Below are 26056 nucleotides of genomic sequence, written 5' to 3'. Positions count from 1 at the left end.
ACTGGGCCTCGGTCGTCGGCGGAACGGCGGGGGCATGACCGTCAATTCCGAAACCCAGGCACGCCCCGCTCTGCGTCCGCTGCCAGACCCCGAGATCCTGTCGTTTCTGTATCTGGAGGCCCGTCTGGCCGACGAGGGCCGCTACTCGGAGTGGGAGGCGCTGTGGGCCGATGACGACGACACGGTCGAGTACCGCGTCCCGATGCACCCCGACGACGACCCGCGAACCACGCTGGCCTACATCAACGACAACCGGCGACGGATCAAGAGCCGGGTGGCCCAGCTCAACACCGGCAACCGGCACTCCCAGACCCCACCGTCGGTGATGCGGCGCGTGGTCTCCAACAGCGAGGTGGTGGGCACCGGCACCGACACCGTCACGGTCGAATCCAACTTCGCGTTGTTCGAATACCGTCTGCGTCAACGCTTCTGGGCCGGGCGGGTTCTCCACACGATTCGGTTATCGCCGGAAGGCCCGCGGCTGATCCGCAAGATCGTGCACCTGATCGACGCAAGCGGCCCGGTCGAGACACTTGCTTTCCTGATTTGAAGGGCCGCCTGATCTGATGCTCATCGGTGACATCGCAACCAACAACGCCCGCCGCTACCCCGACAAGCGTGCGCTGGTCGACGCCGACCGGGCGCTTACCTGGTCGCAGGTCGACGAGCGGGCCCGCAGGCTTGCCGTATTCCTGATCGGCCGGGGGCTGGTACCGGGCGACCGGGTGATGGTGATCGCCCGCAATTGCCTCGAATGGCCGGAGCTCTCGTTCGGCCTGGCCAAGGCCGGGCTGATCACGGTACCGGTGAACATCCGGCTTGCTCCCGACGAGGTCGCCCACGTGCGCGACGACTCCGGCGCACGAGCGGTGATCATCCACGCAGACCACATGGACAGGTTCCTGGGCGAATTGACCGAGCTGGGACTGATATTGGGCGTGGGTGCGCGCTCAGCGCTCGGCACGAGCGAGTTGGTCACCGACTACGAGACGGCGCTGGCGCAAGCGCAGCCCGGCGCCGGGCGTCGCGACGTCACGCCGGACGACGTGGCGTTCATCCTGTACACCAGCGGCACCACCGGTCGAGCCAAGGGCGTGATGCACACCCACCGCGGTCTGCTCTACCAGGCGGCCGACACGAACCTTGTGACCGAGGCCAACCGCTCGGACGTCATGCTTGCCACCACCCCGTTCTTCACCGCGGGCGGCATGGTCCGCACGGTGTCGTGGCTTTATCTAGGTCAGACCATGGTGATCCATCAGAGATTCGACCCGCAGGCCGTGATCGACGAGATCGAACGCAGTGCCATCACGTTCACGACGTTAATCCCGACGATGCTGCACCGTACGCTGGCGATCCTCGAAGACGGCCCACCGCGGGACATGTCGAGCCTGCGGCGCATCTCCTACGGTTCAGCCCCCGTCCCGCCGGGCCTGGCTCGTAAGGCGATGGACCTGCTCGGCTGCGACCTGCAGCAGCGCTATGGACTCACCGAATGCGGCGGACAGGCAACGATTCTCACGCCGGAGGATCATCGCGACATCGTCGCCGGCAGAACCTCGATCGCTACGTCGTGCGGGCAGGAAACCCCGATGTGCGTGATCCGCGTCGTCGACGTCGACGGCGAAGACGCCCCGCCCGGCGACGTCGGCGAAATCGTGATCACCAGCCCTGCCAACGCGATTGGCTACTGGAACTGGCCCGAACAGACCGCCGAGACGTTCCGTCCTGACGGGCTGCGCTCCGGTGACTTGGGCTACCTTGACCAGGAGGGCTACCTCCATATCACTGGCCGCAAAACCGATCTCATTATCTCCGGCGGGTTCAATGTCTACCCAGCGGAGATTGAGCGGGTACTCGCCCAGCACCGAGACGTGGACATGGTGGCGGTGGTTGGGGTGGCCGATCCCGAGTGGGGCGAGACGCCGGTCGCCGCTGTGATTCCCAAATCCCACGTCTCCGACCAGGACGCACTGGCGGCAGAACTAGCCGCGTTGTGCCGCGCGGAATTGGCCGGTTACAAGCAGCCGCGCCGGTTTGTGTTCTGGCGCGAGTTCCCATTGGGCCCCGCGGGCAAGATCCTCAAACGCGAGATCGCTAACCAGGTGAACCATGTCGGCGAGTCGGGTGCGAAGATGTCGGTATCTACCGGATCGACCGAGGAGCAACGGTGATCGAGCAGACCGACCTGGCCACTATTGAATTCCAGGTGACCGACCACGTCGCCACCGTGGCGCTCAACCGGCCCGACAAGCTGAACAGCTTTACCGAACAGATGGCCGCCGAACTCGCTACAGTCTGGGCCCGAGTACGTGACGACGAGGACATCCGGGTCGCGGTGTTGTGCGCCAACGGCGAACGGGCGTTCTGCACGGGCATTGACGTGACCGAGGGCACCTGGTGGAAGCACCAACCGATCTTCAACCAGGAGGATCCGGGCGAATTACTGGGGCCGAAGGCGCACAAGGTGTGGAAGCCGGTGATCGCGGCACTGCATGGCATCGTGGCCGGCGGCGCCATGTACTTCGTCAACGAGTGCGACTTCTCGATCTGCAGTGAGACGGCCACATTCTTTGACCCACATGCCAATGCGGGCATCGTCTCGGCACTGGAGCCGATGGGCATGCTGGCCCTCGGAGTGCCCTACGGCGACGTGATGCGGTGGGCGTTGCTCGGCAGCGAGGAGCGGATGTCAGCGCAGACCGCTCTGCGAATTGGGCTCGTGACTGAGGTGGTCCCGGACGACCAACTACGCGTCCGTGCCTTGGAACTGGCCTCCGAAATCACCACGCGCAGACCCAATGGTGTTCAAGGCACCGTTCGCGCGATGTGGGAGGCCCGCGATCTGACCCCCAGTGTCGCGGCCCGACACGGCAAGTTCTTTACCGACCTCGGCAATGCCGGAGCCAGCCCGGACTCGTTGAACAACAAGAAGAAACCGCGAACTCGATGAGGACGCATGACTGACACCGCGACCGAGACGTTGGTCCAGTTCGACCTCTTGATCGGAGGCGAACCATCCCCCGCCGCATCGGGATTGACATACGACAGTGTTGACCCCTTCACTGGCAGGCCCTGGGCACGCGTGCCCGACGGCGCGGCTGCCGATGTGGATCGCGCCGTAGCCGCCGCCCGTGCTGCGCTGAATGGACCGTGGGGTGCGCTCACTGCGACCGCCCGTGGCAAGCTGCTGCGGCGGCTCGGCGAGATCATCGCGCGCGAGGCCGCGCAGCTGGCCGAACTCGAGGTGCGTGACGGCGGCAAGCTGGTTCGCGAAATGGTCGGCCAGATGCGGTCGCTGCCGGACTACTACTTCTACTACAGCGGGCTGGCAGACAAGCTGCAGGGCGACGTCATACCGGTGGACAAGCCCAACTACTTCGTCTACACCCGCCATGAACCGGTCGGCGTCGTCGGCGCGATCACACCCTGGAACTCACCGCTGCTGCTGTTGACTTGGAAGTTGGCCGCCGGGCTGGCCGCGGGATGCACCTTCGTCGTCAAGCCCAGCGATCACACCCCGACCTCGACACTGGCGTTCGCAAAGCTGTTCGCCGAGGCGGGTTTTCCGCCGGGCGTCATCAACGTCGTCACCGGCTGGGGCCCGGAGACCGGTGCCGCACTCGCGTCGCACCCGGGTGTCGACAAGATCGCGTTCACCGGCTCGACGGCCACCGGTATTCAGGTCGGCAAGGCCGCGATCGACAACATGACCCGGTTCTCACTCGAACTCGGCGGCAAATCGGCGCAGCTGGTGTTCGCCGATGCCGACCTCGACGCCGCGGCCAACGGCGTGATCGCCGGCGTGTTCGCCGCCACCGGCCAGACGTGTCTGGCGGGCTCGCGCCTTCTCGTGGACCACAGCGTCGCCGGCGCGCTGGTGGACAAGATCGTTGCGCGGGCGGCGACCATCAAGCTGGGTGACCCGAAGGACCCGGCGACCGAGATGGGTCCGGTGTCCAATCAGCCGCAGTACCAGAAGGTGTTGTCGCACTTCGCTTCTGCCCGCGAGGAGGGTGCGACGATCGCCTACGGCGGCGAGCCGGCCACCGAGCTCGGCGGCTTCTTCGTCAAGCCGACGGTGCTGACCGGTGTCGAACCCTCGATGCGGGCCGTCGCCGAGGAGATCTTCGGACCGGTGCTGGCGGTGATGACCTTCGCCGACGAGGACGAGGCCGTCGCGGCGGCCAATAGCACCGAGTTCGGATTGGCCGCGGCGGTGTGGACCAAGGACGTTCATCGGGCGCACCGGGTGGCGGCCAAGCTGCGCGCGGGCACGGTGTGGATCAATGCGTATCGCGTCGTCGCGCCGCATGTTCCGTTCGGCGGCATCGGCTACAGCGGCATCGGGCGGGAGAACGGCATCGACGCCATCAAGGACTTCACCGAGACGAAAGCGGTGTGGGTGGAACTGTCCGGGGAGACTCGCGACCCGTTCACGCTCGGCTGATCTCCATCCAATCGACAAGGGGAATACACATGACGCTAGACCTCACGGCCGCCGACACGGTGCTGGCCGGACTCCGACCATTTCCGGTGGCAGTTACCACGATTGACGGCGGAGTCGCTAACGGGCTGATGTCGCTGTCGGCGGGCTCGGCCAGCATCGTGCCGGAACTGCCGCGCGCGACCGTCAGCCTGACCAAGTACAACAAGACGCACGACATGCTGGTGAACTCCGGCATCTTCGTGATGCACATGCTGTCGGCCGGCCCGGACGAGATCGACAAATCGATGGAGATCCTGATGACACTCGGCGGCAGTTCGGGCCGCGACGGCGACAAGATTTCGAAGCTGCACACCAAGGCGGGGGTCACGGGCGCGCCGATTCTGCTCGACGCACACAGCTACGTGGAGTGCCGAATCACCGGGTCGCTGGACAATGACGAGAACACGATCTTCGTCGGTGACGTCGTGGCCGCGGAGGTGTTCAGCTCCGCGCAACGGCTGCGGATCGGTGAGGCGTGGGGCAAATTGCCACACGAGTGGATCGAGCAGTACGAGGCGAATCACGAGCCGCAGCTGCAGAGTGCACGGGACCTGCGGGCGGCCGCGAGAGTCTGATGCCTGAGGAACATTCCGGCGCATGGGAGCTGCCGGAAGAGCTGGTGATGCTGCGCGACACCGTGCGGCGGTTCATGGATGCCCACGTGCATCCCATCGAGGAGAAGCTGGACCACGATACGGTCGGGTTACCCCGCGAGCAGCTCGTCGAGTTGCAAGCCAAAGCCAGAGCGCTCGGGCTATGGGCGCTGCAGACGCCTGCGGCGTGCGGCGGTTCCGGGCTAAGCGTGCTCGGTCAGGTGGTGGTTGCCGAGGAAGCCGCGAAATGCCGTATGGGAGCGTTCTTTCCGGCGCTCGGCGCCTTCGGCGGCAACCCACCTAACATCATGTTCAAGGCGTCTGCGGAGCAGTTCGACAGATACGCCAAGCCCATCATCGACGGCACCATGTCCAAGGCCTACACCGCGATCACCGAGGCTTCCGGTGGATCGGATCCGGCGCGGGCGATCAAACTCAAGGCGGTGCGCGACGGCGACGGCTACCTGCTCACCGGTTCGAAGATGTGGATCTCGCACGCCCCTGATGCCGACTGGGGCGTGATCTATGCCCGGACCGGCGAGGGGCGCGAGGGCATCTCGGCCTTCATTCTTGAGAAGAACACCCCCGGAGTCACGTTCAGCCGTATCCCCGTGATGGCGTCTTTTGCGCCGTATGAGTTGCACTTCGACAATGTGCGGATACCCGCGGGCCAACTGATCGGTGCCGAGGGACAGGGCTTTTCGCTGGCCAGCGAGTTCCTGGTGCATGGCCGCATCGTGTACGCCGCCGGACCGATCGGGATCGCGCAGAGCGCACTCGGCATGACGTGCCAATGGGCAAGGGAGCGGGATGTGTTCGGCGGCAAGCTCGCTGACAAGCAGGGCATCCAGTGGATGCTGGTGGACAGTGAGGTGGACCTGCGGGCCGCGCGGCTGTTGATGTACCAAGCCGCCTGGAACGCCGACCTTGGACGCGACGTTCGGGTGGATGCGTCGGTGGCCAAGATGTTCGGAACCGAAGCCGCCTACCGAGTTCTGGACCGGTGCATCCAAGTTCACGGCGCGCTGGGAATCTCCACCGAACTGCCGCTGGAGCGATGGTTTCGCGACCTGCGAGTCAAGCGACTCGGCGAAGGCGCCACCGAGGTCCAGCGCGAAGTCATCGCGCGATCGCTGGTGAGATAGTCGCGGCGACAATGGAGCCGAAAGGGACCGAAGTGCGCTACAACCTGATGTTCCCGATGCGGGCCGTCAAGCACTGGAACCGGTGGTGTGAGGGCGCAGGCATGGGCGACATCGCACGACTGGTAGAGGAGGCCGGCTTCGATGCCTTCTCGATGTCCGAACACCCGTATCCCGACCGGGAGTGGTTGGCCCGCGGCGGCCACCACGCCTTCGACCCGTTTGTGTCGCTGAGCTTCGCCGCGGCCGCCACCACCCGCATCCGGTTGATGACCTACATCCTGGTATCGGGTTACCGCAACCCGTACCTGACGGCGAAGGCCGCTGCGAGTTTCGATGTGCTCTCCGGCGGTCGGTTCACATTGGGCACGGGAGCCGGCTACCTCAGGGCCGAATTCCAAGCGTTGGGCGCTGATTTCGAGCGGCGCGGTGCGCTGCTCGACGAGGCGATCGCCGCGTGGAAGGCCACCTGGGCGGGGGTCGACCACGACGGGCCGGAGTTCGGGGTCAGCGGTCATGTCGCGCTGCCGCCGCCGCTGACGACGGGCGGTCCGCCGATCTGGATCGGTGGCAACGGCGCGGCCGCGCAGCGCCGGGTCATCGAGGTCGCCGACGGCTGGATGCCGATGGCCGCGTCGGGCGAGATGGCCGCGATCACCCGCGCCCGGCCGCTCGAGGACATCGACACACTTGGCGAGTGGATCGCGAAGGTGAACAAGCAGCGGGCGGAGGCGGGCCGCGGCGCTGCCGACGTCGCCTTCGTCCCGTTCGAAGCAGACCTGCTCGCCAGTGGCGACTGCGAGGAATTTTGTGCCGCGGTGCGCCCGCGGCTGGACACCTACGCCGAGGCGGGTGTCACGTGGATCACTATCGAGCCGGCCAGCAGGAGCTTCTCCGACTTCCGTGCCGACATCGACATGCTGAGCTCCCAGTTGATCGACCGATGAACGGCTCGGCCAAGTCGCTGCCCGACCTCGTGCTCGTCCACGGCGGCGAGCACGCCGGCGACTGCTGGGATCTCGTCGTCGCCGAACTACGGCGTCAGGAGCCCGAATTGGGCGCGCTCGCGGTGGATCTTCCCGGGCACGGCGACAAGCCAGGCGACCTCGCGACCGTCACGATCGCCGAATGGGTGGATTCCGTCGTCGCCGACATCGAGGAAGCGGGTCTCGGTGACATCGTGATCGTGGGCCACTCGATGGCCGGTGTGACGGTCCCCGGCGTCGTCGCCAAGCTCGGTTCATCGCGCGTGCGGGAGATGATTCTCGCAACGGCATTCGTTCCGCCTCAGGGTTCGGCCATCGCGGACACGCTCGGTGGCCCGCTGGCGGTCTTCGCTCGGCGCGCGGCCCGGATCGGCAGACCCATGAAGATTCCGGCGCCGGCGGCGCGGTGGGCATTCTGCAACGGCATGACCCCCGCGCAGCGCCGACTGACGATGTCGAAGTTGCACGCTGAGTCCGCGCGGATACCAGCAGAACCCGTGGACCGTAGCGGATTTCCCGACGACGTTCCGCGCACCTGGATACTGACGACCCGCGACCGGGCCCTATCGGTGGCGTCACAACACGCGAGCATCGCCGCGCTCGGCGGGGTGGACACCGTGATCCCGGTTGATGCCTGCCACGAGGTAATGTTCAGCCACCCTAAACGCCTGGCACAGATCCTGCTCGAGCGATGTCGGTTACGGGGGTAGAGATCAGGTGGAAGACTCCTCGGCGAAATCGGCCCGCCCCGTGCCGACGTGCTTCTTCGTCACCGACGGGAAAGGTTACGTACCAACCCGTTTTACGAGAGGGCCGTGGGGTCCGTCGATCAGCGGTAACTACATCGGCGGGTTGCTGGCGCGCGCGGTCGAGCAGGAAGTCGACGACGTCGATCTACAGCCCGCCCGGCTGACGGTGGATCTGCTGAGGCCAGTGGCGCTGCAACCCGTGCAGATGCACTCTTCGGTTGTGCGCGACGGCCGGCGACTTCGAGTGGTCGACGCGGTCATGACTCAGAACGACGTGACGGTGGCTCGGGCCAGTGCGTTGTTCCTTCGCCGTAGCGAGCATGCCGTGGATGCGGTGTGGACGTCGCCGGTCACCATGCCCGCAGTACCGGCGGAGCCCGATGTGTTGGCTGATGATGTGCCGATGGTGTTGCACTCGTTCGGCCGCGACCCAGTCGCGGGCAGTCCGGGTGTCGGCGTCACCGAGTGGCGCCACCATGGGCAGAAGTTCGTCTGGCTGCGGGAGACCAAGCTGCTCGTCGACGACGAGCCACTGTCGCCCTTTACTCGCGCCGTCATGGCCGGGGACGTCACAAGTTCGTTAACCCATTGGAGCACTGAGGGATTGCAGTTCATCAACGCCGACTACACGATCACGCTCAGTCGCTTGCCGGAAGGCGTCTACATCGGATTGGCGTCGGTGACGCACTACAGCCATGCAGGGGTCGCCACCGGCGTGGCGACGCTGTTCGACGAAAAGGGACCTATCGGCAGCGGTATGGCAACGGCGTTGGCGAACCCGGGATTCACGCCACCACCGTCGATAGTGTCGGGCTGATCGGCGGTTGGCGATCAACCGAATATGCTGTCCGGATGCAGCAACCCGCGGCGAAGGTTCGTGTCAAGCGCGGGACGGCGCAGCAGCATCTGCTCGATTCTGCGCAGCAACTCTTCGCCGAACGGGGCTACCGGGGCACCACGACAAAGGACATCGCCCAAAACGCCGGCGTGTCAGAGAATCTGATCTTTCGATACTTCAACTCGAAGTCGGAGTTGATGCTCGCGTCGGTGGTTAATCCGTTGTTCGCCACACTTCAACGTTTCGCCGACGATTGGCGCCGCAACGACACCTTGCGGGCTCAGCCGCACCAGGAGGTCGTCCACCGTTTCGTTGCTGAGGTGGTGGACCTGATCGACAGCCATCGTGGCCTGGCTCGTGCGATCCTCAACGTCCTCGTCGAGCGTCCGCCCGATTTCGACACCGCCATCATCGGCCGGCAATTCGCGGAAGTCCTGCAGGGAATGGGCCCGGAGATGGGCGAGTTCCTCAGCCGTCGTGAGCTGACGTCGACGACTCCGGGCCTGGTGCTGCGAATGGGCATCATCTCGGCGATCACCAATGTCGTGCTGCTACCAGAGTCCTACGGCGAAGGCGAGCAACCGCCAAGCAAGGCCGTGATCGTCGACGAATTGACCAATTTTGTCGTCTACGGGCTTCAGCGGGTACCGCCGAAAACCTAGAGCCAAGGGGCTATCCCTTCGCACCCGCGAGATAGTTAAGTGGCTGCTTGACATTGCTCTGAGCGGCGTCATACGCTTCGAATCGCTTGGGGACTCATCGAAGAGGAGCGGTCATGTACTGGGGCGTCGTCGTATTCGAGACACTGTGCTGGCTGGTGTTCTTCTCCATGCTCGGCACGTTTACATACCTGAGCTACAAGCGCGGACGCATCCTCCCCGGCCTGTGGTTCGTACTCGGAATCTTCGCGATGTCGTGGATCGAGGCGCCGTTCGACAACGCCATGTACGCGCAGTTTCACCCCGACTTCCACCGGCTCCCGGCAATCGGGCCGATCGGCATGACCCAGGGACAACTGCCGGTCATCGCGCCACCGGGCTACATCATGTACTTCCTGCTGCCTGCGCTCATCGCGGTAGGAATCGCCAAACTGATCATCAAGCGGTTCGGCACCAATCGAGTGAGCACCTTTGTGTCTTGCGGACTGGCCGTTGGGATCATCTGGGACCTGTCGATCGAAGGCCTTCAAGCGCAGTACCTGCATCTCTGGACGTTCTCCCGCGTGGTACCCGGTCTCGCGATCAGCAATGGCATGGGCCTGCTCCCGGCCTACATCCCATTGGCAATGGCCGCGTTCATCGTCTTCGCCGCCGTCGTCGTCGGAAACACCACACCAGGCGGCGACTCGGTCGTAGACGTCTGGGCGAAGTCGAAGACGCCATCACCGGGCGTCCGCCTGGGCCTGCAGGCCATCGCCTACATCGTGCTGTGCAACGTGGTGTACGCCGCCACCTACCTGCCGCACGCCATCACCAAGTACGCCGGAATGTTGACCCAAACCGGAGTCCTGGTCCCCTACCCGGGCAAGATCGCCATGCAGCCGGAATCCGGCGCCCCACAGTCCAACGGTGCCCTTGGCGCAATCATCATGTGGGGCTTACTGATTGGTTGCGTTGCGCTCACGTCGTGGTGGGCAAAGCGCACTGATCGCTTCCTGATCGCTCCCTCGTTGGCGTCCGCGGGCTCACTGACCGACCGCGCGCCATCCTTGGCGACGTAATGGAGATCGGCGTCTACGGGATCCATTTCCCGCCCTTTGAACTCGCAACCGGCGCGGCTGCCGGGGCCGAGGCGGCAGGCATGGACTTCATCATTTACGGTGACCAACTCTGCTTCACTCATCCCAGTTCACTATGGACACCCGACATCACCGATGTCGCCACACTGCTGCCCACCTTCGATGCGTTCATGGACACCGGGCCAATCATCGCGGCGGCAGCCACGCAGACCAGCACCATCAAGTTCCACTACGGGGTGATCGACGCAGTCCGACGTCCGCCGTCGGTCATCGCCCAGAGCTTGCTGACACTGGACCACGCCACCAAGGGCCGGGTTCGCCTGCTCTTGGCTAATGGCGAGAACAAGCAGATGAAGCCCTACGGGATCGCGCGGAAGGGCGCAAACGAAAAGCTGTCGGATTCGCTTCGTATGGTGCAGAAGTTCCTTCGCACAACCGCTCCCGTCAACGATGAAGGAATCGCATGGAAGCATAAAGACGCAATCGTCGCGGTTCATCCGCATGGCGACACCCCTCCGCCGGTCTACGTGGCAGGCGGCGGACCTGAGGTACTCGAGTTGATCGGCAAGTACGCCGACGGTTGGTTCACCTACATTCCCGGCGCCAGCGAGGACAGCCCCGAACGGTTCGCCGAGGACGTTGCCACGGTTCGCGAGCACGCCGAGCGCGCTGGCCGGGACCCTGGGAGCATTAAGATTTCGGTCACGATGATCACTGTGCTCGACGAGTACGAAGCGAATCTCGCCGAGTTACGGGAACATCCGTTCGTCCTGTGGAACACCATGCTGGCGACGCCGACCAGCGCCACCTACACGCGGTGGGGTCTCACCCATCCCTACGGTGAGAACTGGATGTTCTCCCGAGATTGCATCCCGCCGTGGATCTCTCGCGAGGAGGCCCTCGACGTATGCGCGAGAACCCCGCGTGAGGCGATCGACAAAGTGCAGTTCGTCGGGACCTCAACACAGGTGCTGGAGCGTCTTCAACCCTACCTGGATCTCGGTGTGATCGATGAGCTGTCATTGGTCAACTACGCCGAGTTGTGCGGTGTGAAGTACATGGCGTCGGCGGGCGAGGCCATTGTCAAGCTGCTGTCCAAGGTAAAGGGGATCGAGTCCGTCACGGGCCCGGGCGTCACGACCCTCGTCACCGAAGGATTGTCCACCTAGCCGACGGACCGGGCACACGCCCACCGGTGACCGAATGACGACTGATCGACGAGGCGAAAGAGACCAGGTGACCTATCGGGTAGCCCATGGCGGAACAGGTTTGACGGGCCGGGAAGCGTTGCGCGGCATCATCAACGACCCGGCTCTCGACCTCATCGCCGTGCTGGTGACGACACCGGCGAAGGTCGGCGTCGACGCTGGATCGTTGAGCGGACTCCCCGACATCGGGCTGCTCGCCACCGACGACGTCGACGCGATCATCGCCGCTAAACCGGACTGCTTCTGCTACTGCGGCACCGCCGTCCGTCGCGAAGAGCACGCCATCGAGGACATGGCGCGACTACTTCGGGCGGGGATTAACGTCATCACCATCTCCACCATCCCGATGATCTACTCCCCCGCGGCACCGCAGAGTTGGCGGGACACCATCGAAAGCGCTTGTCGGGAAGGGCAATCCAGCTTCTACGCCACCGGCAGCGAACCCGGCGTCGCCAGCCTGAACATTCCGACCGCGCTGCTGGCAGGCGCCGGTCAGGTCGACAGCTACCGGATGGATGAGTATGCACTGGGCCTCGACGAGACCTACCCGATCTGGGAGGTGCTGCACGAATCCATGGGCTTCGGCAAGCCGGACGGCCATGTGCCCGCGCGCATCGCCTCGGGCAAGGTGAACCACGATTGGGAGACCGTGGTGCGCTACATCGCCGAGATCCTGGGCTACGAGCTGGACGACATCGATCTCGATTGGGAGACGCTCAAGGCCCCCACGGATCTGAACACAAATGTCGGCGTGCTTGCTGCCGGGACGATCTGCGCCCACCGGTGGCAACTCGCCGGCAAGGTCGACGGTAAAGCAGTGGTCTCGGTGCAGTATTTCGCGACGGTGTCCAGTACGCCGTGGCCGGACTCCTGGCCGCGTCCGGTTGCCGAGGCGGCCAGCGCGGTGGTGTATCGAGTGGCCGGTCGCCCCAACATGCGCATGCAGCTGTGCTTCGATGCCCAGGACGGGGAGAAGAACCTCAACTCCGCGATCGCACTCACGGGAATGGCTGCGGTGAACGCGATTCCGCATCTCGTCGCGGCCGAGCCCGGTATCCACGGACCGATCGCAAGCCGGGACGTCGTAACGAGACAGGCCGTCGGCGCTCGCGCAACCAGCGGGAACCCGGCATGAGTCGCTACCGGGTCGCCCACTACGGCACCGGCCACACCGGCACACTGGTCCTGCGTCAACTGCTGCAACGGCCCGATGTCGAGTTGGTCGGCCACCTCGTGCACAGCCCAGAGAAAATCGGGAAGGACTCCGGGGAGATCGTCGGCGTCGACCCGGTCGGGGTGCGCGCCATCGGCAGCTTTGACGAGTTCTGCACCCTCGACGCCGACTGCGTGACCTATATGGCGACCGAATTCGGCCGTGAAGTCGACGATGTCATCGACGAGATGTGCCGGCTGCTCGAATCCGGCAAAAGCGTCGTCACCACCACGTTCATTCGGTTGGTTTATCCGAAGTCGCTGCCCCCGGACATGCTTGCAAAGCTCGAGACGGCTTGCGCTGCTGGGCAATCTGCCTTCATGGGGACTGGAATCGCGCCAGGGTTCACTACAGATGCGCTGCCGGTGTACCTCGGCTCGCTGTGCGATGCTCCGCGCACCGTTCGGGTAGCTGAACGCGTGCTACAGGGCACCTATTCAGACCCGTTGTCGTTCATGGCACTCGGTTTTGGCACCGTGCCGCAGGGCCCGACCACCGACCTGCCCGCTGACGTCTGGACCATGCACTTCGAGGGCGCTCTGCAGATGCTGGCCGACGGCTACAGCTGGGAATTGGAGTCCATCAACGCGTATCAGGACCTTACGCCGGCCAACAGGGACTACGAGTTCGAGGCGGGCGCCATTCCGCAAGGCACGGTCGCGGCGGTGCGGTTACGGTTCGACGGCATCGTGGACGGTGAGCCGCGGCTGCGAATGTCGTGGGTCTACACCATGCCCGACGAGCCGGGCGACGCCTGGTCACCCGTGCGACCCACGGGATCGAAGGGACGCCGTTTCACCCATGTCGACATCGACGGCACCCCTAGCGTCTCGGTGCAGCTCGAGTTGGACGGCGGGGAGCTTCCTGGCGGCGATGCAACGGCGACCCGGGCGCTCAATGCGATCAAAGCAGTCTGCAACGCCACGCCGACCGTCCATAGTGCACTGGACCTCGTGGTCACCCCGCAGGGTGTACGAACCAACAAGCAAGGAGATTCGTTGTGACCGGCCGCGACATCAACGGCGGTATTCCAGAAGGCGCTCCTTCGGTGAAAGTCGGTATCTGTCTTGACTTTCCGATCGAAGACGTCAAACAGACGTTCCTTGACGCGACTCGGCTGGCATTCGATGAGGCCACCGCGAGCGGCACTATCGACCGCCCGGTGCGGTTGATCATCAAAGACGTCGAAGGGCTGCCGCGCGGCGATGCCCACGACGTGGTGCTTGCCTGGCAGGATCTCGCCGACGCCGGCTGCGTCGGCATCATCGGGCCACTGATCAGCGACAATTCCCTCGCCGTGAAGGAACACATGGCCAATGCCTCACGCAAGGTACCCACCCTGACGTGGAGCGGAACGGATCGGCAGTACGACGAGTACATGTTCGGATTCGGCAATGGCAGTCTGCCCGAAGAGGGCTACCTTATTGCCGAGGCCATCGCCGACCGTGGATTGAAGACAGTCGGCGTCGTCTACGAGCGTGCCGCGACGGGACTCGAGTACACCGAGTTCTTCACCGACGCCTGCCGGCGTGAGGGCCTCGAGATCGTCCACAGCGAAGGCGTTGGTCAAGCCGACCGCGACCTGGCGAAGACGGTTGCACGGCTGCAGGCGCGCAATCCAGATGCAGTGGCGTACTTCGGCTTCGGACTTCCTGGCATCGAGATGAACTTGGCGTTTCGCGCCGCCGACTACAACCCCCCGCGGTACATGTGCACGGCGTTCATCAACTGCTATGTGATCCCAGAGTGGATGAAGGGCCTGCAGGGGTGGATCGGCGTCGATCAGTACGACGAAGCGAACAAGACCGGCCAGGCGCTCCAGGAGCGTTTCGAGGCCCGCTTCGGATACCGCCAGGAGAACTGCGTCCCGACCCTGGCGTTCGACGGCGCAGACGCGCTGGCGCGTGGCATCGGCCACGCGCAGACGCTGACCCCGTTCGGGGTGATGAAGGGCCTCGAAAAGGTCAAAGCCGTGCCAGCGTGCACCGGCGGTCCGGGCACCCGTATCTCGTTGGGCCAGTACAACAGACGCGCCTGGCACGGCGTCAACTACCTGGTGCTCCGCGAGATCAATGAAGACGCGAGCGCCACCCGACTTGTCGCACGATTCCGAAGCTGAGAGAAAGCGAGACCTGAACATGGGCAATGGATTTGATGGAAAAGTCGCCTTCATCACCGGTGCGGCACGCGGCCAAGGCCGCTCGCATGCCGTGCGGTTTGCCGAGGAAGGAGCCGACATCATCGCGGTCGACCTCTGCGAGCAGATCGACAGCGTGACCTATCCGATGGCCACCCGGGAGGACCTCGACGAGACCGTCAACCTCGTCGAGAAGACCGGTCGGCGAATCGTCGCCGAGCAGGCTGATGTTCGCGATTTCGAGAGGCTCAAAGCGGTTGTCGCACAGGGAGTGGCCGAGTTCGGCCGGTTGGACTTCGTCTTGGCCAATGCGGGCATCATGCCGATCCTTGGTGACCAGTCGCATGAGATGTCGGCCTACATCGATGCCGTGAACGTCATGCTGAACGGCGTGTACTTCACCATCGAAGCCGCCCTGCCTGCGTTGTTGGACAACACTGAGGGCGGGGCCATCGTCATCACCAGCTCATCGGCCGGGCTCAAGACCGGCGGCGCCCGATTTAGCACCATGAGTCACGGTACGGCCGGGTACGCCGCGGCTAAACACGGCGTCGTCGGCTTGATGCGCTACTACGCGAACAGCCTCGCGGAGAAGAACATCCGGGTGAACTCCGTGCATCCGACCGGGGTGATGACTCCGATGGTCGTCAACGAACAGTTCATGCAATATGCGTTGGATCACCCCGAATTCGGTGAGACCATGCAGAACCTGTTGCCGAATGTTCCGGTCGTCGAGCCCAGCGACATCACCGAAGCCATGGTCTATCTGTGCGGCACCTCGGGCCGCTACATCACCGGTATCACGCACTCGGTGGACGCGGGTCTCACCGTCAAGTGACTGACCCCAGCGTGCCAACCGGCTGACGACGCGACATGCGGCGCTATGCGGTGACCGATGCCTTCCACTGCAGCGGAAGGCTGTGTGCGGTGCGGATTCCGGGTACGAAGTTGACCTCTTCGCCCTCGGGGATGCTGAATGGGCCGAGGGTCGCAAAGATCTCCTCGAGCGCGACCATCAGTTCCTGACGTGCCAGGTGCGATCCGAGGCAGCGGTGTACACCGCCGCCGAAGGCCAAGTGCCGGGTGTTGTTCCGGTCGACGTCGAGCGTCTGCGGATCGTCGAATTCGCGGTCGTCGTTGTTCGCCGAGCCCAACATCAACAGCACCATATCGCCCTTGGCGATGTTGACGTCGTGCATCACCATGTCCTCGGTCGCGTAGCGCAAGACCAACGACACCGGCGACTCGATTCGCAACAGTTCCTCGACGATCTGTTTCATCTTGTCGGACTCGCTGCGCGCCGCGGCCTGCAGCTCGGCGTCCTTGGCCAGTCGCGTGATCACGCAATCCAGGGTGGCCGTCACGGTGTCGAGTCCAGCGGCCATCTGCAGGAACAAGATGTCGAGCATCTCGTTGCGCGTCAACGGTGCCCCTTCGATCTCGGCCTGAACCAGTCGCGTCGCGAGATCGTTTGCGGGCTCGGCGATTCGGCGGTCGAGCAGGATGTCGAAGTAGGCGTACACCTCGGAGGCGGTCTTCTTCCACAGTTCCCGCAGCACGGTCAGGTCGTCACTTTGCGCGACGTCCTCGCCGTGCACGAAGGCATCCTTCCAGACCAGGAACTTGTCCAGGTCCTCGGTGGGAAAACCCACCACGTTGAGGAAGACCCGGCACGGAAACGGGACGGTAAAGGCCGCGTGGAAATCGGTATGGCCCTGCGCGGCAACCTTTGCCAGCATCTCCTTCGCGATGGCTCGGGTCTCATCCGCCATTGCCCGTACTGCGCGCGGTGAAAACAAGGGATCGAGTAGCTTGCGGTATTTGGCGTGGTTAGGCGGGTCGACGTCCAACGGAATGCACGGCCGTTGCTGGCCCATCTCGTTGGCGCCGTTGGCCTCGAACAACTCCGGCGAGCTCAGTGCCTTGCGGATGTCCTCGTAACGCGACAGCACGACGACCGTGCCGCTGCGCGAACGACTGAACGGCGCCGCGATGGCCGGGGCGTGATCGCGCAAACCGGCATAGACCGGCCAGGGATTATTCGCCAGAGCCGGATCGGTCATCATGCTCGACAGGTCGAGTTCCACGCTTAAACCTCTCGCGCTAGGGGCTGTGACTGAAGCCACACTAAGGGCGATCCCAGCGCGTAGTCAAGTGATCACTTGACTTTCTCGGGGACCGGTTCTTACTGTGAATACAGTCACCATCCCTGCAGCGATCGCGTGACCGAAGGAGAGCCTTGCTATGCCTTTGCAGCCGTACATGAAGTTGTTGTCGGTCGACGATCACCTGATCGAGCATCCCAAGGTATGGACCGGCCGACTGCCGTCGAAGTACGTCGAGCGCGGCCCTCGAATTGTCGAGATCCCACGTGGCGACGATCTGCCGCCGATGCAGTCCTGGCTCTACGAAGACCGTCCCTACCCGTACATCGGACTCAACGCTGTCGCCGGCAAGAAGCCCGAGGAGTACGGCCTGGAACCCGTCCGCTACGACGACATGATCCCGGGGTGTTATGACCCGAAGGCCCGCATCGTCGACATGGACATCGATGGCGTCGAGGCCATGCTGTGCTTCCCGTCGTTCCCGCGGTTCTGCGGCACCATCTTTCTCGAAGGCGAGGATAAGGAGCTTGCGCGTCTGAGTGTGCAAGCGTGGAACGACTTTTCGCTCGACGAGTGGTGCGCGACCGATCCCGCACGCTTCATCCCGATGGCGATGGTCCCGCTGTGGGATCCGGCGCTGATGGTTGCCGAGATCGAACGGGTCGCCGCGAAGGGCTGTCGGGCAATTGGATTGCCGGACAACCCGATCAACCTTGGTCTGCCGAGCTATCACACCGACCACTGGGATCCGGTGTTCTCGGCGATGGAAGAGACCAACTTGACGGCGGTGATGCACTTCGGCTCGGGTGGCTTCCCCCCGCAGATCGCGCCGGAAGCGCCGTTCGCCGTGATGATCACGCTGATGGGGACGACGTCGATGGCGGCGTGCACCGAACTGTTGTTCTCCCCGGTGTTCCACCGCCACCCGAACTTGAAGGTGGCGTTCTCCGAGGGCGGCGTCGGCTGGATGCCGTATCTCGTCGAGCGGGCCGACTACGTGTGGCGCAAGCACAAGTACTACCAGAACATTCACCCGACCATCGCGCCCTCGGAGTTGTTCAAGCGCAACATCTCCGGCTGCTTCATCGAAGACGAGGCCGGGGTGAAGAACCGCTACGACATCGGCGTCGGCAACATCACCTGGGAGTGCGACTACCCGCACTCGGACTCGTTCTGGCCGAAGAGCCGCGCCCGCGCCGAAGAAGTCTTCGCCGACGTGCCCGACGACGAGGTCGCCCAGATGGTCGAACACAACACCAGGCGTTGGTACAACTTCCCCGAGGCTGGATTCAAAGCCCACAACGCCGACGAGGCCAACCCGTGGCGGCCCAACGATGGCAAGGGCCCCGAGGCCGCCTATGCGGGCATGGGCGAGCACGGTGGGATCGATGACGTCCAACAATCCCTGAGCGATTTGTTCACCTCATGACGTCGGTCAAGACGCTTGATCGGAGCCCGGAGCCGGGGAGCCCCAACCGTTTCGGGCACCTGTCCCCGCTGTCGTGGAGCCTCATCGTTGTCGGCGTTGTCGCTGTCGGCTACGCGGCACTGAATTCGAGTCGTAGCGTCGACGGGACGCGGGTGGGCCGCGCCCCTGGATCTTTCGTCCCCCCACGCACCGAATTCCTGGGCATCTCAAACTGGTATCTGCTTTTCGAGGTCGGCTCGTTGGTCATGTTCTTCGCGGTCTGGGGAACGGCGATCGTCCAGTCGCGCCGCCGCGGTAAGCCCACACCCACGCTGCTGATGATCGCCGTCACCACCAGTCTGACCTGGCTAGACCCCATCATGAACTGGGCGCCGTATGCCGCCTACGACCCTCGGATGTTCCACTTCAACGTCGACTGGTTCTGGATCAATCTCGCGCAGACCGTCGAGCCGTGGGCAGTCATCATCGGCTATGGCTACTTCTTCCTCATCCCGGCCTGGTTCACGCTCGCCGTCTACCGCAGGATCGCCGTCAAGGCTCGATTCGGGTCCTGGTTAGTGCGCCGACCCAAGCTCGCCGTGCTCGCCTTGTCGGTACCGATCTGCATCGTGTGGGACGGCGTCATGGAGGCGACCTTCGTCCAGATGGGTTTCTACACCTACACCCAAGTCATTCCGTGGGGCTCGATCTTCAATGGGACACCGCACCAGTTCCCGCTGATCTGGGAGGCCGTGTTGTTCGGCATCGTGCTGTCAGTCGCCGCACCGCTGATGTGGGTCGACGACACCGGACGCACCTGGCCGGAGACAGTCGCGCGGCGCACCAGGGTGTTCGCCAACCGCCCTCACGTCGGCGCGTTTGTGATCGCGTGGGCGGTGATGAGCGTCGTCTATGTCGGCTACGGGCTCTCATTCGGCATCGTTCGGGCCACCGGCATCGCCACCTCGACCGCTCAACACTGGCGCTATCCCGAGACCAAAGTGTTTGATCCGCAAGGGTATTACCAGCGTAACGGCGAGAGAGGCCCGTTCATGAACGGCACCTGGGCGGGCTGGGAACTCAAACGGTGACGGGGTCGGTGCCACCACCGTCGATAGTGCTGATCCGACCGACGCTCAGGTGATGGCGCCTTCGAGCTTCAATTCGATCAACTCATGATCGTCAATACCGAGTTCCCGCATAACCTCGTCGGTGTGCTCGGCGAACATCGGCGCCCGGGTCAGGTGGGCGGCGGCCTCGTCGAACTTCACCGGGTTCGCCACGAGCCGCTGTTCATTCCCCTGAGCGTCCCGAAGGTCGGCGATGCGCCCGTTGGCGATCAACGATTCGTCGTGGGCGACCTCCCAGGCGTCCTGCACCGGAGACCACTGGCCCCGTAGCAGACTCAGCAGCCGGGTGCAGTCCTCGAAGGTTCGCGATGCGATCGCGTCGGCGAGCAGCGTGGTGGCCTCATCGGCGTGTTCCGCCAAGGACTCGAGCGATGCAAATCGCTCATCCACGGCAGCTGCTTCGAGTCCGAAGAGTCGGCAGACGGGAGTCCAGTAGCGAGTGGGCTGAAGCATCGAAAGCTGAATGAAGCGGCCGTCCGAGCACCGGTAGGCGCCGGTCAGCGGGTTACCCGGCGCCTGCGTCCGCTGGTCGATCTTCGGCAACGGACACCCGTAGAGCATGGCCAGGTTCACGCTGGACTGGTTGGCCCACGCCCCGACCGCCAGCAGCGACACGTCGACGACGGACGTCTGCCCAGTCGTTTGCCTGCCGTAGAGGGCGGCGGCGACCGCGCCCGCGATGGTGATGCCGCCGATGTTGTCGCCGAACGCGCCCGCCGGCATGCCCGTCGGCACCTCGGATTCCGTCGGCGTGACCCCGTCGGCGTTGCCGGCGCGCGCCCAGAACGCCGTCGCGTCGTGTGCGCCCGTCTCGCGGTCGGGCCCTTCGCTCCCGAAGCCACTCCCCGCGACGTAGACGATCTCTGGATTGATGCGACGTATCTCGTCCAGGTCGATCCGTAATTTCGCCCGCGCCTGAGGCAGCAAGTTGGTCAGGAAGACGTCGCTGCGCCTGACGAGTTCCTCGAACACCGGCCGCGTCTCTTTCAACGCCAGGGACAGTCCGACACTGCGCTTGCCGCGGTTGGGGGCTTCGATCGTGGGCGAGAACGAGACTCCCGGTGTGGTGGCGGAGCGACCGGCGACCGTGACGAGTCCCCTTTGCGCATCTCCTGTGACCGGATTCTCGATCTTGATGACGTCGGCGCCCCAGTCGGCGAGGACCGCGCCCGCGGAAGGCACGAAGGTGAACTGCGCAACCTCGAGCACGCGCACACCGGTCATCGGTTTCTGCATCCGCTCACCTCTGTCCTGCTGGCCGCGCCGACTAAGTGCCAACATAGGTTACTAGGTAAACAATGTCGAGGTCTACTATCAACACATAATGTTCAAGACAGCTCACCCGCAAGGAACCCGCGCTGTCCTGAAGGCGCTAGCGCATTCGGTAGAACGCCACTGCGCGTCACTGTCACATTTGGTGGCAGGCCCGGTCAAGCGAAGAAGCTGGACCCACCGTCCACGTTGATGTTGGCGCCGGTTGTGTACGTGTTGCGTTCGGACGCCAGGAGGCAGATCACCGGCGCGATATCGGGCGGGATCCCTGCGCGGCCGAGGTCTGCACGCACGCCGAAGAATTCCGAGATATACCGCATTACTGACGTCGGGTCGTCTGCGCTCACCCCGGCGTCGGCGGGGAGCGTGGCGATGTGTTGCACCATCTGGTCCGAGATGTAGGTGCCGGGTGAGACGGTGTTGGCGAGGATTCCCTCGGCCGCAAGTTCCAGTGAAAGGTTTTTGGTGATGCTGGTCAATGCCGCCTTGGCGGCGGTGTATTCGATCAACCCGAAACCCTGGCTGCGCGCCGACATCGCCGCCAGGTTGACGATCCGAGCCCACTTTGCGGCCCGAAGCAACGGGAGGGCGGCGCGCGCCGACCGTACGGCACTCAACGCGCCGATGACGAAAGCATCGAGAAACTGATCGTCGGTCACCTCGTCCCAGGGCAGCTGTGAGACCTGGGGCCCGACGGCGCAGACCAGTGAGTTGAGCTCGCCCCATCGATCGCTTAGTTCCGCGAAACCGTTGGCAATGCTAGTGGCATCACCGGCGTCCACCACGAGCCCGACCGCGTCGGGAGAGCCGAGTTCGGCTAGTCGCGCCACCGTGTCGTCGAGCGCCTCACGTCCACGCGCCATGACCGCCACTCGTGCGCCGTCGGCGGCGAAACACTCGGCGGCAGCGCGCCCCATGCCCTTGCTTCCACCTTGAACGCACACGGCCGCGCCGGCCAAACCCAGGTCCATGAGCGATTCTCCTTGTCAGCTGTTCCGGATCGCTTCGGCGAGTTCCTTTGGTGCATCGAGCATGACGAAGGTCGAGCTATGTGGGATCTCGATCAACGTGGCATGCGGGAACGCGTCGCGTAGTCGGCGGGCGTGATCGATGGGGAACAGCTGATCCTCGGTGCCCCACGTCAAGGTGACGGGTCTGTCGAACGCCTCGATCGCCGGTGCAGCACGCAACGTGAGAGCCGGGTCCAGTGAGGCGGTCACCTTGACGGCGTCGTGGCGGGCCGCTCCGCTGGTGGCGAAGGCTCCGAAGATCTCTCGCTGCCGCTCCTGGGTCGGGGGGTGCTTGGATACGGCCTTGAGGAAGAAGGCCTGCCCCGGTCCGGTGGCCAACAGGCGCACGATTCCTCCACCTAATGTAGAGCTAAGTCGGCACAGCTTCACGATCTGAGCGAACGAACCGGGTGGAAAGTGTTCGTAGCTATCGCAATTGGTGAGTACCAGACGGGCGATCCGAGACGTGTCCAGTGCTGGATCACCCAGCGACGCCAGCACCAGACCGCCACCGGTATCGTTGGCCACCACGGTGACGTCGGTCAGATCGAGGGCTTCCATGAAGTGCACGATGCGGCGGGCGGCCGCCTCGGCGCCGAGGTCGGCACCGTCGGTGGGTGTGCTGTGGGCGCCCAGCGGCCAAGTCGGGGCGATGCAGCGGAAGCCCTCCCCTAGTTCGGCCACGACGTCGTTCCACAGGGCGCCGGTCACGTAGACGCCGTGCACGAACAGGATGGTCGAACCCGTTCCGGTGTCGGTGTACTCGATGTCCAGGCCGTCTACTCGTACCTTCTGGGTTGTCACGTCGGCTCTCCTCTGTTCAGTGACCACGAAAATCCGGGGTGCGCCGCTCGCGGAAGGCGCGCGCGCCTTCCCTGAAGTCAGCGGTCTCGATCAACGCCAACTGCCCGTCGGCTTCGATCGCCTGCACCGACTCGAGGTCGGTCAGGGTCGCTGCGGCCAGTGCGCGCTTGGTCCAGCCGAACGCCAATGTCGGACCGCCGGAGACCGCCCGCAGCACGTCGGCCAGCACGGACTGATAATCGCCCTCACCAGTGAGATACGAGATCATGCCCCACTCGAACGCCGTTGTCGCGGAGACTCTTTCAGCCGCCATCGCCAAGCGTGCAGTGCGCGCTCGCCCAATCAACTCGGGCAGCAGAGCGGACGCACCGCCATCCGGCATCAGCCCGACCCGCGTGAAAGCCAACTGAAAGTACGCCGATGGTGCTGCCACCACCAGATCGCAGGCCAGCGCCAGCGCACACCCGAAGCCGACGGCCGCACCGTGCACACCGCCGATCACCGGTTTGGGTAGCGAGGTGATCGCCCGCACCACCCGGTTGGCGGCATGAGCCGCTCCCTCGGTGTCACCGCCGGTCAGGTCACCGCCGGAACAGAACGCCCGCCCGGCGCCTGTGAGCAACACGGCACGGACCGGGTCATCTGCCGCAGCATCGCTCAGCCGCGACGACAGCTCGTCGAGCATGGGCGTGTCGACGGCGTTAAGCCTCTCCGGCCGGTCCAGCCGGATCCGCAGCACCGCACCATCGTGTTCGACCGAGATGCCGTTCACGACAACGGGTTCACAAGCCAAGGTCGCGGCCGATGATGTCCTTCATGATCTCGGTGGTTCCCCCGAAGATCGTCATGATGCGGTTGTCCATGTAGTCGCGCGTGACCCGGTATTCCGTCATATAGCCGTAGCCACCGTGCAACTGCACGCAGCCATCAATCACCTTCTTGGCGGTCTCGGTGCACCACCACTTGGCTTTCGACGCCTCGACCGCAGTGAGTTCCCCGTCCACGACCGCCTGCAGGCAACGGTCGATGTACTGCTCGCCGATGTCGAGTTCGGTGTCCATCTCGGCCAACAGGAATCGGTTGTGCTGGAAGCTGCCGATGGACTGGCCGAAGGCCTTGCGGTCCTTGGCATATTGCAATGTCTGCCGCCAGGTCTCGCGTGCGCCGGCGATGGCCGAGATGGCGATGGACAACCGCTCCGACGGGAGGTTGGCCATGAGGTGATAGAAGCCGCGACCCTCCTTCCCGAGCAGGTTGGCCGACGGCACCCGGACGTTGTCGAAGTTGAGTTCGGCGGTGTCCTGGTAGTGCAACCCCATCTTTTCGAGCTTGCGGCCGCGAGTGAAGCCCTTCATGCCCGCCTCGACCACCAGCAACGTGAAGCCCTTGTGGCCGGCCTCGGGGTCGGTACGACAGACCACCACCACCAGGTCGCCGTTGATACCCGACGAGATGAACGTCTTGGAGCCGTTGATGATCCAGTCGTCGCCATCACGAATGGCCGAGGTGCGGATGCCGGCCAGGTCGCTGCCCGCGCCGGGCTCGGTCATCGCGACGGCGACGATCAGCTCGCCGCTGATGATGCCCGGCAGCCAGCGCTCCTTCTGTTCGTCGTTGGCCAACGACGAGAAGTACGGACCCACAACGTCGTTCTGCAGGCTCAGCGACGGTGCCGGCCCCCCGTAGCGGGCGATCTCCTCGTCGATCACGGCGTTGAACCGGAAGTCATCGACGCCGCCACCGCCATACTGCTCAGGCATGTTGAACCCGATCAGGCCGTACTTGCCTGCAGCGACGAACGCCGAGCGGTCGACGATGCGGTCGCTCTCCCACTGCTCGGCGTTGGGCACCAGTTCACGATCGATGAACTGCCGGACCGTCTCCCGGAACGCCTCGTGCTCCGGCTCCAGAACCAGTCTCTTCATGTGGTGGTCTCACTCTCCATACAGTCGTCGCATCTCTTCACCGACCTTGCCAGAAACCCGAGAAACGACCTGCGCACCGCGCCTTCTGAGATCGGCATCCGGGATCGGCAGCACCACGGCGCCGGTCGTCTTGGACGGTAGCAATACCTTGGCGGTGCCGCGCGTGGTGGTCTCGTCCCGCTGGCTGGTGGCGAAGACGTCCAGTGACACCGGGTCATTGGCCCCGTCACCCTTCGCGGTGACCGTGCCACTGCACCGGTGCACGTCTCCGTGGTAGTTGAAGCCGCGCAGCTGCAGGTCCATCTCGGCCAGCCAGCCGTCGTCACCGATCCAGTTGGTCAGCAGGTGGCTCACCCACGCGGCGCGCATCTGGCCGTAGTCGTACGGAGCCGGAATGCCAAGGGCCTGAGCGCGTCCAGCGTCCCAGTGCAGTCGTTGCACGACGTCGGGGACGCCATAGTCATCCGGCTGAAAGAAGGCGGGCATCCGCTGGCGCAACTGGTGGGCGAACTTCAGCGGCCCCACACCGTAGCCACCCCAGCCCCACCCCATGTGCATGGAGATGATGTCGACGACGGTCAACGGGCCCTTGATGATTCCCGGAAGCTCGTCGCCGACCGAGATGTCCTCCCACCATTGCGGATCAGCGCCTCGTCGTCGTTCCGCCTCGTACTCCTCCTCGACCTGGGCGAACTCTTCAGGGCTCCAGTGCTTGCGCGCAATGTCCTTGAGCTTCCCGGACTTCTTCGAGCCGTGGCGCTCGGCGTTGATGTAGGACTCGTCGCGGGTCGCGATCGGGTTGCCGTCGATGTCGACGTAGAGGTAGCGGTAGGTTTCCTTCACCGAACGCCCGCCGGAGAATTCGCTCTCCTTGACCTGCACGTCGAGGGTGTAGTTCTCCGCCAACACCGGCCTACCGGCATAGACCGGGCGATACCACGTCCACCTCACCCCCGAGTAGTACTTGCCGGTCCCGCGAAACAGCCCGCGGAACAGCTTCTTTCGCTCCGGATCGGTGAACTTCGGGGTCTGATCCAGACCCGTCGTGATCGGGAAGGTCGGCGAAGCGATCTGTGCGTGCCAGCGCGTCGACGGTCCGTACGCCGGATCGTGGAACAGCGGATTGTCGTCACCGCAGCCGAACGCGAAGTGCGTGATGGCGTCAGCCGACGGCAGTTTGTGCCACGCTTCGTCACGCTGGTGAACGGGAATGCCGATCTGCGCCTTGGCACGTTCGATGTCCTCGTCGGTGATGCGGCCCTCTTCGGCGGCCGCGTCGGCACTTTGCTTCTCGGTGGTAGTCATTCGG

Annotated in this window: 25 protein-coding genes; 18 read left to right on the top strand and 7 right to left on the bottom strand. The window is 64.3% G+C overall.

The window, feature by feature from the left end:
* Positions 1–34 precede the first annotated feature (34 nt).
* The 16 genes from JWP83_RS14985 (at position 35) to JWP83_RS14910 (ending at position 15931) form a co-directional block, all read left to right on the top strand.
* Positions 35–550 (top strand): aromatic-ring-hydroxylating dioxygenase subunit beta, encoded by a 516-nt coding sequence (locus JWP83_RS14985; RefSeq protein ID WP_297731214.1) that lies wholly within the window; start codon positions 35–37, stop codon positions 548–550.
* 16 nt (positions 551–566) lie between these two features.
* The gene (locus tag JWP83_RS14980; RefSeq protein WP_297731208.1) at positions 567–2174 is read left to right on the top strand and encodes a class I adenylate-forming enzyme family protein; all 1608 of its coding nucleotides are present in this window, start codon (positions 567–569) and stop codon (positions 2172–2174) included.
* Positions 2171–2953 (top strand): enoyl-CoA hydratase/isomerase family protein, encoded by a 783-nt coding sequence (locus tag JWP83_RS14975; RefSeq protein ID WP_297731206.1) that lies wholly within the window; start codon positions 2171–2173, stop codon positions 2951–2953. The genes JWP83_RS14980 and JWP83_RS14975 overlap by 4 nt, the downstream gene beginning before the upstream one ends.
* Positions 2954–2959: 6 nt before the next feature.
* On the top strand, positions 2960–4450 hold the full coding sequence (locus JWP83_RS14970) for an aldehyde dehydrogenase (protein ID WP_297731204.1): 1491 nt from the start codon (positions 2960–2962) through the stop codon (positions 4448–4450).
* 29 nt (positions 4451–4479) lie between these two features.
* The gene (locus JWP83_RS14965) at positions 4480–5064 is read left to right on the top strand and encodes a flavin reductase family protein (protein WP_297731202.1); all 585 of its coding nucleotides are present in this window, start codon (positions 4480–4482) and stop codon (positions 5062–5064) included.
* On the top strand, positions 5064–6227 hold the full coding sequence (locus JWP83_RS14960) for an acyl-CoA dehydrogenase family protein (protein ID WP_297731200.1): 1164 nt from the start codon (positions 5064–5066) through the stop codon (positions 6225–6227). Before JWP83_RS14965 ends, JWP83_RS14960 begins: the two co-directional genes overlap by 1 nt.
* An 11-nt stretch (positions 6228–6238) precedes the next feature.
* Entirely contained in the window at positions 6239–7171 is a 933-nt protein-coding gene (locus JWP83_RS14955; RefSeq protein ID WP_297731198.1) for an LLM class F420-dependent oxidoreductase, read from the top strand.
* Positions 7168–7920, top strand: a complete 753-nt coding sequence (locus tag JWP83_RS14950) for an alpha/beta hydrolase (protein WP_297731195.1) — start codon at positions 7168–7170, stop codon at positions 7918–7920. Before JWP83_RS14955 ends, JWP83_RS14950 begins: the two co-directional genes overlap by 4 nt.
* Positions 7921–7927: 7 nt before the next feature.
* The gene (locus tag JWP83_RS14945) at positions 7928–8776 is read left to right on the top strand and encodes a thioesterase family protein (RefSeq protein ID WP_297731193.1); all 849 of its coding nucleotides are present in this window, start codon (positions 7928–7930) and stop codon (positions 8774–8776) included.
* Positions 8777–8811: 35 nt separating this feature from the next.
* Positions 8812–9459, top strand: a complete 648-nt coding sequence (locus JWP83_RS14940) for a TetR/AcrR family transcriptional regulator (RefSeq protein ID WP_297731191.1) — start codon at positions 8812–8814, stop codon at positions 9457–9459.
* A gap of 113 nt (positions 9460–9572) precedes the next feature.
* A complete protein-coding gene (locus tag JWP83_RS14935) occupies positions 9573–10517 on the top strand; it encodes a spirocyclase AveC family protein (protein ID WP_297731189.1) in 945 nt (314 codons plus the stop codon).
* The gene (locus tag JWP83_RS14930; protein ID WP_297731187.1) at positions 10517–11704 is read left to right on the top strand and encodes an LLM class flavin-dependent oxidoreductase; all 1188 of its coding nucleotides are present in this window, start codon (positions 10517–10519) and stop codon (positions 11702–11704) included. The genes JWP83_RS14935 and JWP83_RS14930 overlap by 1 nt, the downstream gene beginning before the upstream one ends.
* Before the next feature lie 67 nt (positions 11705–11771).
* Positions 11772–12878 carry a dihydrodipicolinate reductase gene (locus tag JWP83_RS14925; protein WP_297731185.1) on the top strand — a complete coding sequence of 369 codons (1107 nt, stop codon included), beginning with the start codon at positions 11772–11774 and terminating at the stop codon, positions 12876–12878.
* The gene (locus JWP83_RS14920; protein WP_297731183.1) at positions 12875–13960 is read left to right on the top strand and encodes a hypothetical protein; all 1086 of its coding nucleotides are present in this window, start codon (positions 12875–12877) and stop codon (positions 13958–13960) included. The genes JWP83_RS14925 and JWP83_RS14920 overlap by 4 nt, the downstream gene beginning before the upstream one ends.
* Complete coding sequence (locus JWP83_RS14915) at positions 13957–15075, top strand: ABC transporter substrate-binding protein (RefSeq protein ID WP_297731181.1); 1119 nt, start codon at positions 13957–13959, stop codon at positions 15073–15075. Before JWP83_RS14920 ends, JWP83_RS14915 begins: the two co-directional genes overlap by 4 nt.
* A gap of 19 nt (positions 15076–15094) precedes the next feature.
* Positions 15095–15931, top strand: coding sequence for a mycofactocin-coupled SDR family oxidoreductase (locus JWP83_RS14910; protein ID WP_297731178.1), 837 nt, complete (start codon positions 15095–15097; stop codon positions 15929–15931).
* Between the two features lie 43 nt (positions 15932–15974).
* Here JWP83_RS14910 and JWP83_RS14905 read toward each other — a convergent pair whose 3' ends face one another.
* On the bottom strand, positions 15975–17180 hold the full coding sequence (locus JWP83_RS14905; RefSeq protein WP_297731176.1) for a cytochrome P450: 1206 nt from the start codon (positions 17178–17180) through the stop codon (positions 15975–15977).
* A 157-nt stretch (positions 17181–17337) separates the two neighbouring features.
* Between JWP83_RS14905 and JWP83_RS14900 the strand changes: the two genes are divergently transcribed.
* Together JWP83_RS14900 and JWP83_RS14895 are read left to right on the top strand one after the other, a co-directional pair.
* Positions 17338–18627: an amidohydrolase family protein gene (locus tag JWP83_RS14900; RefSeq protein ID WP_297731173.1), complete on the top strand. Its 1290-nt coding sequence runs from the start codon at positions 17338–17340 to the stop codon at positions 18625–18627.
* Positions 18624–19697: a spirocyclase AveC family protein gene (locus JWP83_RS14895; RefSeq protein ID WP_297731170.1), complete on the top strand. Its 1074-nt coding sequence runs from the start codon at positions 18624–18626 to the stop codon at positions 19695–19697. The genes JWP83_RS14900 and JWP83_RS14895 overlap by 4 nt, the downstream gene beginning before the upstream one ends.
* 45 nt (positions 19698–19742) lie before the next feature.
* On the opposite strand, the gene JWP83_RS14890 is transcribed toward JWP83_RS14895, so the two are convergent.
* The 6 genes from JWP83_RS14890 to JWP83_RS14865 form a co-directional block, all read right to left on the bottom strand.
* Positions 19743–20972: a CoA transferase gene (locus JWP83_RS14890; protein WP_297731168.1), complete on the bottom strand. Its 1230-nt coding sequence runs from the start codon at positions 20970–20972 to the stop codon at positions 19743–19745.
* 194 nt (positions 20973–21166) lie between these two features.
* The gene (locus JWP83_RS14885; RefSeq protein ID WP_297731166.1) at positions 21167–21979 is read right to left on the bottom strand and encodes an SDR family NAD(P)-dependent oxidoreductase; all 813 of its coding nucleotides are present in this window, start codon (positions 21977–21979) and stop codon (positions 21167–21169) included.
* A gap of 15 nt (positions 21980–21994) precedes the next feature.
* Positions 21995–22792, bottom strand: a complete 798-nt coding sequence (locus JWP83_RS14880) for an alpha/beta hydrolase (RefSeq protein WP_297731212.1) — start codon at positions 22790–22792, stop codon at positions 21995–21997.
* 46 nt (positions 22793–22838) lie between these two features.
* Positions 22839–23594 carry an enoyl-CoA hydratase gene (locus JWP83_RS14875; protein WP_297731164.1) on the bottom strand — a complete coding sequence of 252 codons (756 nt, stop codon included), beginning with the start codon at positions 23592–23594 and terminating at the stop codon, positions 22839–22841.
* 10 nt (positions 23595–23604) lie between these two features.
* Positions 23605–24747, bottom strand: coding sequence for an acyl-CoA dehydrogenase family protein (locus tag JWP83_RS14870; RefSeq protein WP_297731162.1), 1143 nt, complete (start codon positions 24745–24747; stop codon positions 23605–23607).
* A 9-nt stretch (positions 24748–24756) separates the two neighbouring features.
* Positions 24757–26052: a MaoC family dehydratase N-terminal domain-containing protein gene (locus JWP83_RS14865; RefSeq protein ID WP_297731160.1), complete on the bottom strand. Its 1296-nt coding sequence runs from the start codon at positions 26050–26052 to the stop codon at positions 24757–24759.
* Positions 26053–26056 lie beyond the last annotated feature (4 nt).

Origin of the sequence: Mycobacterium sp., assembly GCF_025965855.1 — a bacterium.
Taxonomy (GTDB): domain Bacteria; phylum Actinomycetota; class Actinomycetes; order Mycobacteriales; family Mycobacteriaceae; genus Mycobacterium.
The sequence above is the reverse complement of the archived record's forward strand: the minus strand, read 5'-3'. Positions and strand labels throughout refer to the sequence as shown.